Origin of the sequence: Pseudonocardia sediminis (genome assembly GCF_004217185.1) — a bacterium.
Classification (GTDB): domain Bacteria; phylum Actinomycetota; class Actinomycetes; order Mycobacteriales; family Pseudonocardiaceae; genus Pseudonocardia; species Pseudonocardia sediminis.
Genome location: NZ_SHKL01000001.1, coordinates 2,059,237 through 2,066,705, shown reverse-complemented (window position 1 = coordinate 2,066,705; position 7,469 = coordinate 2,059,237). Strand labels below are relative to the sequence as shown.

Sequence of the window (7,469 nt, the reverse complement as noted above, 5' to 3'; positions counted from 1 at the left end):
GCGGGTACCCCGGGATGTCGTGGGAGGACGGCGTGGGTGGAGGTGGGCGGGGAGCGGGTCAGTCGACCGGGGCGGGCCCGTCGGCCGCCTCACCGCTGGCGACGACCAGGCTGCGCGGGCGCATGTCGGTCCAGTGGGTCTCGATGTGCTCCAGGCACTCCGCGCGCGGGGCGGGCCCGTGGGCGGTGGTCCAGCCCTCGGGGACCGGCACGAACTCCGGCCACAGCGAGTACTGGCCCTCGTCGTTGACCAGCGCGAGGAACGTGCCGTCCTCGTCGTCGAAGGGGTTGGTGGACATGGGTCGGCTCCTGTCGTCGAGGGGTGGTGCGGGGTGTCCGGGGAGGTCAGGCGGAGGCGGTGCTGTCGGCCAGCGGGGCGGGGTCGGCCCCGGGGCCCGCCGCGTGGCGGGCCAGCGCCGCGGCGATCCCGCCCGCCCGCACGGCCACGGTGGACAGACCCGTCGACGACGGTCCGTGGACGTGCTCGGTCGGGCCCTGCAGGTGGATCGCGGCCCGCAGGCCGGGCCCGGTGCGCAGCCGGTGGTCCGGCCCGATCACCCCGAGCCCCTCGGGGTCGCGCTCGCAGTGCGCGCCGAGGTCGCCGAGCAGGGCCCAGGGCGGTCCCGGCCGGTAGCCGGTGGCGTAGACGACCGCGTCCGCGGCGAGGACCTCGCACCGGCCGTCGCCCAGCGACTCCACCGACACCCGCAGCGGCCCGTCACCCGGGCCCCGGGCACCGTCGGGAGCCGGGGCGACGCCGGCGACGCGGCTCAGGTTGTGCAGCCGCAGACGCTCCCGCCCGGCGACCCGCTCGTGGTAGTGCCGCCGGTAGAGCCGCTCGATCAGCCCCGGGTCGACCACCGACCGGTGGGTGTTCGCGTGGTACCCGGTGATCATCTGCCGGACCTCGGGCGGGGCGAGCGTGAAGGCGTCCACACCGGACGGCGCGAACACCCCGTTCGAGAACGCGGTGGCGTCGGCCGGGCTGTAGCCGTAGCGGGTGAACACCGCGCAGACCTGGGCCGCGGGGAAGCGCCCGTGCAGGTACTCGGCCGCCTCCGCGGCGCTCTGACCGGCGCCCACCACGACGAGACGGCGCGGATCGGACAGCGTGTCCACCCGCTCGAGCAGCTCGTCGCTGTGCCAGACGCGGGGACCGGGGACGACACCGTCGGGCAGGTGCGGGACCGCGCCCGTCGCCAGCACGACCGCCCGCGTGCGCAGCGCGGCGCCCGTGGAGGTGTGCACGTCGAGCAGGCCCGGCTCGCCGGGCACCTCGGCCAGCGAGGTCACCGCGGTGCCGTAGTCGACCTGGTGCGCGAAGCGGGCCGCGGCCCACTCCAGGTAGTCGTGGAACTCGGCCCGGGTGGGGAACGCGGTGCCGTAGCGGACGAACTCCGCGAGCCGGCCCCGCTCCCCGAGATAGCTCAGGAACCCGAAGCGGCTCGCCGGGTCGCGCAGGGTGGCCAGGTCGTGGAAGTGCGAGACCTGCATGCGGGCGTCGTCGAGCAGCATCCCGCGATGCCACCCGAACCTCGCCTGGCGTTCCACGAACCGCACCGACAGGCCGTGCCCCTGCTCGTGCAACGCGACCGCCAGCGCCAGGTTCGACGGACCGAACCCGACCCCCACGACGTCGTGCACCGTGGACGAACCTCGCCCGGGCACACCGATGACACCCGATCCCGACCCCGACATCCCGACCCTCTCCGGGCTCGAGACCCGTGCTCGCGCCGTGCTTACCCTTACCCGAGGTAAGCCTCAGTTCAATACTGCGTTCGGCGTATCGATCTGCGGATCGGACCTGCGTAAGGTGAGGCGACCCTTCGGATGATCGTCGGCGTCGCACCACCCCGACGCAGTGAGCGGAGAACCCGGATGGCACGCGATCGGCCGGGTCGTCGCGTGCTGCGCGGTTCCGTTGCGGCGCAACGCGGGACGGTGTCCGCGGCCGCGGTGCTGTTCTGCGGCCACCAGGCCGGCGAGGCCCTGGTCCCGGTGCTGGTCGGCGTCGTGATCGACGAGGCGGTGACCACCGGCGACCCGGTGGCGCTGGCCCTGTGGCTGGGCGTGCTCGGCCTGGACTTCCTGATGCTCTCGTTCAGCTACCGGTGGGGCGCGCGACGGGCCTGGCTGGCCGACATCCGGGCCGACCAGCGTCTGCGCATGATGCTCACCGTCCGGGTCCTGGACCCGCGCGGCGGGGCCGAGGCCGGGCGCCCGCCGGGTGAGCTGGTCGCGATCGCGACGGCGGACGCCAAACGGGTCGGGGTGGTCAACTTCGTGCTGCCGCTGGGGATCGCATCGCTGGCCGCGCTCGGGGTGGCCGCGGTGTCGCTGCTGGTCATCTCGGTCCCGCTCGGGCTGTTGATCCTGCTCGGCACGCCGCCGCTGCTCTACCTGGTCGGGTTGCTCGGGCGACCGCTGGAGAGCCGGTCGGAGCGCGAGCAGGAGCGGGCCGCGGAGGCCTCCGGAGTGGCCGCGGACCTGGTCGCCGGGGTGCGGGTGCTGACCGGCCTGGGCGCCGGTCCGGCCGCCGTGGCCCGCTATTGCGCGACCAGCCGCGGCGCGCTGGCGGCGACGCTGCGCGCGACCCGGGCCCAGGCCGGCTACTCCGGTGCGGTGCTGGCCGCGAACGGGCTGTTCCTCGCCCTGGTCGCACTCGTCGGGGGCCGGCTGGCGCTCGACGGCGCGATCACCGTCGGCGGGCTGGTCGCCGCCGTCGGGCTGGCCCAGTTCCTGGTCGAGCCGATGGAGACCCTGGGCTGGGTGAACGCGAAGCTGGCCCAGGCCCGGGCCTCGGCCGGCCGGATCGCGGCCGTGCTCGCCGCCGAACCCGCCGTCGGCGACGGGGGCCGGCCCGTCCCGGCGGTGGTGCCCGGCGCGCTGACGGTGCGCGGGCTGACGCACGGACCGCTGCACGGGGTCGACCTCGACGTCGCCGCCGGCGAGCACGTGGGCGTGCTGGCGACGGACCCGGGCGACGCGGTGGCGCTGCTGGCCTGCCTGGGCCGGGAGGCCGACCCGGAGCACGGCACGGTCGAGCTGGACGGGACGGCCCTGGGCGAGCACCCGCCGCGGGCGGCCCGGGCCGCCGTCCTGGTGTGCGCGCACGACGCGGTCCTCTTCGCCGGCACGTTCGACGACAACGTCCGCGCCGCCGCCGCGCCGGGGGCCGACCCGGCACCGGCACTGGCCGCCGCGGCCGCCGACCAGGTCGCCGCCGCGCTGCCCGAGGGCGGGCACACCGCCGTCGCCGAGCAGGGGGCGTCGCTCTCGGGCGGGCAGCGCCAGCGGGTCGCGCTGGCCCGCGCGCTCGCCGCCGGCCCGCCGGTGCTGGTGCTGCACGACCCGACGACGGCGCTGGACCCGGTGACCGAGGCGCTGGTCGCCGACGGGGTCCGCGCGCTGCGGGACGGGCGCACGACCGTCGTCGTCACCAGCAGCCCGGCGCTGCTGGCCCGCACCGACCGGGTCGTGGTGCTCTCCGGGGGCCGGGTCACCGTCAGCGGCCGCCACGACGAGCTGATGGGCCGCGAGGACTACCGGACGGCGGTGACGACGTGAGCGCCCCCGCGCCCGGTACCCCCGCCCCGCGGGACTTGCTCCCGACCGCGGACCGCCGCCGGATCCTCGGCGTGCTGGGCGCGCTGCTGCGCACGCGGCGGGGCACCGCGGTCGCCGCCGTCGCCGCGCTCGTCGCCGACGCCGCGGTCAGCCTCGTCGTCGCGCCGCTGCTCGGGCGGATCGTCGACCTGGTCGCCGAGCGCGCCCCGGCGTCGGCGGTGACCGGGCCGGTGCTGCTCCTCGCCGCGGCCGCCCTGGTGCAGGGCGCGCTGGCGGTGCTGGGCCTGGCCCTGGTCGCCCGCGTCGGCGAGAGCATGCTCGCCGACCTGCGGGAGACCTTCGTGCAGCGCGCCCTGGGTCTGCCGCTGGAACGCGTCGAGCGGGCCGGGGCGGGCGACCTGACCTCGCGGGTCACCGAGGACGTCGCGGTGGTCGGCGAGGCGGCGCGCGAGGCGGTCCCGGAGATCGCCCGCGCCGGGCTGCTGATCTGCCTGACCCTCGTCGGCCTCGCCGCGCTGGACCGGCGGTTCCTGCTCGCCGCGCTGTGCGCGGCGCCGGTCCAGGTGCTGACCGCGCGCTGGTACCTGCGCCGGTCGACCTCGCTCTACGCCCGCGAGCGGACCGCCGCCGGCGCCCAGCAGCAGCAGCTGCTCGACACCGTCGGCGGGGTCGCCACGGTGCGCGCGCTCGGCCTCGACCCGGAGCACACCCGGCGGGTGCACGCCCGCTCCGAGGACGTCGTGCAGGTCGCGCTCGGGGTGGTGCGGCTGCAGACCGGTTTCTTCGGGCGGCTCAACGGGGCCGAGTTCATCGGGATCGCGGCCGTGCTCGGCGCGGGGTTCGCCCTCGTCGGGTCGGGGACGGTCACCGTCGGCACGGCCACCGCGGCGGCGCTGTACTTCGTCGGGCTGTTCGGACCGGTCAACCAGGTGCTGTTCCTGCTCGACACCGCGCAGTCCGCGGCGGCCGGGCTGGCCCGGATCGTCGGCGTCGCCGACCTGCCCGAGCCGCCGGCCCCGGAGCACCCGCGGCACCCCGACGGCGCGCGGATCGGGGCCGACGGGCTCGGGCACGCCTACCGCCCCGGGCACGACGTGCTCGACGGCGTCGACCTCGAGGTGCCCGACGGCTCCACGGTCGTCCTCGTCGGGGCCAGCGGCGCGGGCAAGACGACGCTGGCCCGGCTCGTGGCCGGTGTGCACACCCCCACCCGCGGGCGGGTCCGGATCGGTGGGGTCACCCCCGCCGAGCAGGGCCCCGACGTGCTGCGGGCCACCGTCGCGATGGTCACCCAGGACGTGCACGTGTTCGCCGGCACCCTGGCCCAGGACCTGCGCCTGGCCCGCCCCGCCGCGACCGACGACGAGCTCCTCGACGCACTCGACGCCGTCGGCGCCCGGGAGTGGGCGCTGGCCCTGCCCGACGGCACCGCGACCGTCGTCGGCGCGGGTGGGCAGACGCTGACCGCGCAGCAGTCCCAGCAGCTCGCCCTGGCCCGGCTGATCCTCACCGACGCGCCGGTCGTCGTCCTGGACGAGGCCACCGCCGAGGCCGGCAGCGCCGGCGCCCGGGTGCTCGACGCCGCCGCCCGCCGGGCCACCCGCGGGCGGACCGCCGTCGTGGTGGCGCACCGGCTGACCCAGGCGGTCGACGCGGACGCGGTCGTCGTCCTCGACGGCGGCCGGGTCGTCGAGCGGGGCACGCACGACGAGCTGGTCGCCGCGGGTGGCCGCTACGCGCAGCTGTGGTCGGCGTGGACCGGCGCCCGGGTGGCGCCGTGACCGCGGCCCCGCCCCGCCCTGCCGCACCGCGGACGGGGAGCCTGCGCGCGCGCCGGGTCGGGCTCGTCGCCGCGCTCGTGGTCGCGATCGTGGCGCTGTGCCTGCTCAGTCTCGCCGTGGGCGCGAACCCGATCCCGTTGCGGCTGGTCTGGACCGCGATCGTCTCCCCCACCGACTCCGACGCCGACACCGTCGTCCGGACGCTGCGGATGCCGCGGACGTTCCTCGGCGTGGTGGTCGGGATCGCGCTGGGCATGGCCGGGGCGCTGATCCAGGGCCACACCCGCAACCCGCTCGCCGACCCGGGCCTGCTCGGCGTCGAGGCGGGGGCGGCGTTCCTGGTCGTGCTCGGCATCTCCGTGCTGGGCGTCACGAACCTGTACGGCTACGTCTGGTTCTCCTTCGTCGGCGCGTTCGCCGCGAGCGCGGTCGTGTTCGCCGTCGGGGCGGCCGGCCGGGGCGGGGCGACGCCGGTGACGCTCGCCCTGGCCGGGGTCGCGATCAGCGCCCTGCTCGGCTCGTTCACCTCGGCGATGGTGCTCAGCGACGCCGCGACGCTGGACGCGTTCCGGTTCTGGGCGGTCGGCTCGCTGGCCGGGCGGGACGCCACGATCGCCGTCGACGTCGCGCCGTTCCTGGCCGCCGGGGTGCTGCTGGGGCTCATCAACGCGCCGGGGCTCAATCTGCTGGCGCTCGGCGAGGACGTCGCGCGCGGGCTCGGGACGAACCTCACCCGGGTCCGCTGGACCGGTCTGGCCGCGATCACGCTGCTCACCGGGTCGGCGGTCGCGGCGTGCGGGCCGATCGCGTTCGTCGGTCTGATCGTGCCGCACGTCTGCCGCGCCGTCACCGGGCCGGACCAGCGCTGGCTGGTGCCCGCGTCCGGGCTGGCGGGCGCGGTGCTGCTGCTGACCGCGGACGTCATCGGGCGGGTCGTGGTGCGCCCCGGAGAGCTGGAGGTCGGGATCGTGCTCGCTCTGGTCGGCGCGCCGTTCTTCGTCGCGCTGGTGCGGCGACGGCGGATGGCGTCGCTGTGAGCGCCCCGGCTCCCGCCGCGTCCGCCGTGACCGTGGCGGGACGCCCCGCGCTGCGCTGGCGCGGCCTGTCCGGGGTCTGGCGCCCGCGGATGCTGGCGGTGACCGCGGCCGGGCTCGTGCTGCTGGTGCTGGCCGTCGCGGTGAACGTCGGGCGCGGCGACTTCCCCATCCCGCTGGGCGACGTGCTGGCCGCGCTGGCCGGGGGCGGCACCCGCGGGCAGCAGTTCGTCGTCTGGCAGCTGCGGCTGCCCCGGTCGCTGACCGGGGCGCTGGTCGGGGCCGCGCTCGGGATCGGCGGGGCGATCACCCAGACCGTCGCCCGCAACCCGCTGGCCAGCCCGGACATCCTCGGCGTCACCGCAGGCGCCGGCACCGCGGCGGTGGTGGTGATCGTCCTCGGCGGCGGTTCGTCCACCGTCGCGCTGTCCGCGGCCGGGCTGCCGCTCGCCTCGCTGGCCGGCGGGCTGCTCACCGCCGGGCTGGTCTACGGCCTGGCGTGGCGGCGCGGCATCGACGGCTACCGCCTCGTGCTGGTCGGGGTGGGGGTGGGGGCGGCCGCGACGGCGGTGACGTCCTGGCTGCTCATCGCCGCCCGGATCGGTGACGCCGCCCGCGCCACGGTGTGGCTCACCGGCAGCCTCAACGCCCGCGGCTGGGAGAACGTCGTCCCGGTGTCGATCGCGCTGCTGGTGCTGGTGCCGGTCGCGCTGCTGCTGGCGTTCGGGCTCGGCGCGCTGCAGTTCGGCGACGACACCGCGACCGCCCTCGGCGTGCGGGTGAACGTGGCACGGTCCGCGCTGATCGTGCTGGCCGTCGCGCTGACGGCGGTGGCCACCGCCAGCGCCGGCCCGATCGCGTTCGTCGCGCTGGTCGTGCCGCAGATCTGCCTGCGGCTGGTCGGGGCGCCGCGCCCGCCGCTGCTCGCCTCCGCCGTCTACGGCGGGCTGCTGGTGGTGGTCTCCGACCTGATCGCGCGCACCGTGCTCCCCGCGGAGCTTCCGGTCGGGATCGTCACCGCCGCGATCGGCGCCCCGTACCTGATCTGGCTGCTGGTCCGCGGGCGGTCCGCCCGCGTCTGAGCGGGG

6 protein-coding genes are annotated in these 7,469 nt (G+C 77.0%); 4 read left to right on the top strand and 2 right to left on the bottom strand.

Annotation, left to right across the window (positions count from 1 at the left end; all coding sequences use genetic code 11):
• Positions 1-58: 58 nt before the first annotated feature.
• Both EV383_RS09740 and EV383_RS09735 read right to left on the bottom strand, forming a co-directional pair.
• Positions 59-298, bottom strand: coding sequence for an MbtH family protein (locus EV383_RS09740; protein WP_130289618.1), 240 nt, complete (start codon positions 296-298; stop codon positions 59-61).
• A 46-nt stretch (positions 299-344) separates the two neighbouring features.
• Complete coding sequence (locus EV383_RS09735; protein WP_242622993.1) at positions 345-1,643, bottom strand: lysine N(6)-hydroxylase/L-ornithine N(5)-oxygenase family protein; 1,299 nt, start codon at positions 1,641-1,643, stop codon at positions 345-347.
• 234 nt (positions 1,644-1,877) lie between these two features.
• Between EV383_RS09735 and EV383_RS09730 the strand changes: the two genes are divergently transcribed.
• Genes EV383_RS09730 through EV383_RS09715 form a run of 4 tightly spaced genes read left to right on the top strand, consistent with a single transcriptional unit; the run spans position 1,878 to position 7,463 of the window.
• The gene (locus tag EV383_RS09730) at positions 1,878-3,566 is read left to right on the top strand and encodes an ABC transporter ATP-binding protein (RefSeq protein ID WP_130289616.1); all 1,689 of its coding nucleotides are present in this window, start codon (positions 1,878-1,880) and stop codon (positions 3,564-3,566) included.
• Positions 3,563-5,347: an ABC transporter ATP-binding protein gene (locus EV383_RS09725; protein ID WP_130289615.1), complete on the top strand. Its 1,785-nt coding sequence runs from the start codon at positions 3,563-3,565 to the stop codon at positions 5,345-5,347. The genes EV383_RS09730 and EV383_RS09725 overlap by 4 nt, the downstream gene beginning before the upstream one ends.
• Positions 5,344-6,384 (top strand): FecCD family ABC transporter permease, encoded by a 1,041-nt coding sequence (locus EV383_RS09720; RefSeq protein ID WP_130289614.1) that lies wholly within the window; start codon positions 5,344-5,346, stop codon positions 6,382-6,384. Before EV383_RS09725 ends, EV383_RS09720 begins: the two co-directional genes overlap by 4 nt.
• Entirely contained in the window at positions 6,381-7,463 is a 1,083-nt protein-coding gene (locus EV383_RS09715; RefSeq protein ID WP_242622992.1) for a FecCD family ABC transporter permease, read from the top strand. The genes EV383_RS09720 and EV383_RS09715 overlap by 4 nt, the downstream gene beginning before the upstream one ends.
• The last annotated feature ends 6 nt before the right edge of the window (positions 7,464-7,469 follow it).

What these genes read in the sequence shown, in the direction of transcription:
- EV383_RS09740 (WP_130289618.1), bottom strand. Translation starts at nt 298, where the DNA reads ATGTCCACCAACCCCTTCGACGACGAGGACGGCACGTTCCTCGCGCTG.
- EV383_RS09730 (WP_130289616.1), top strand. Translation starts at nt 1,878, where the DNA reads ATGGCACGCGATCGGCCGGGTCGTCGCGTGCTGCGCGGTTCCGTTGCG.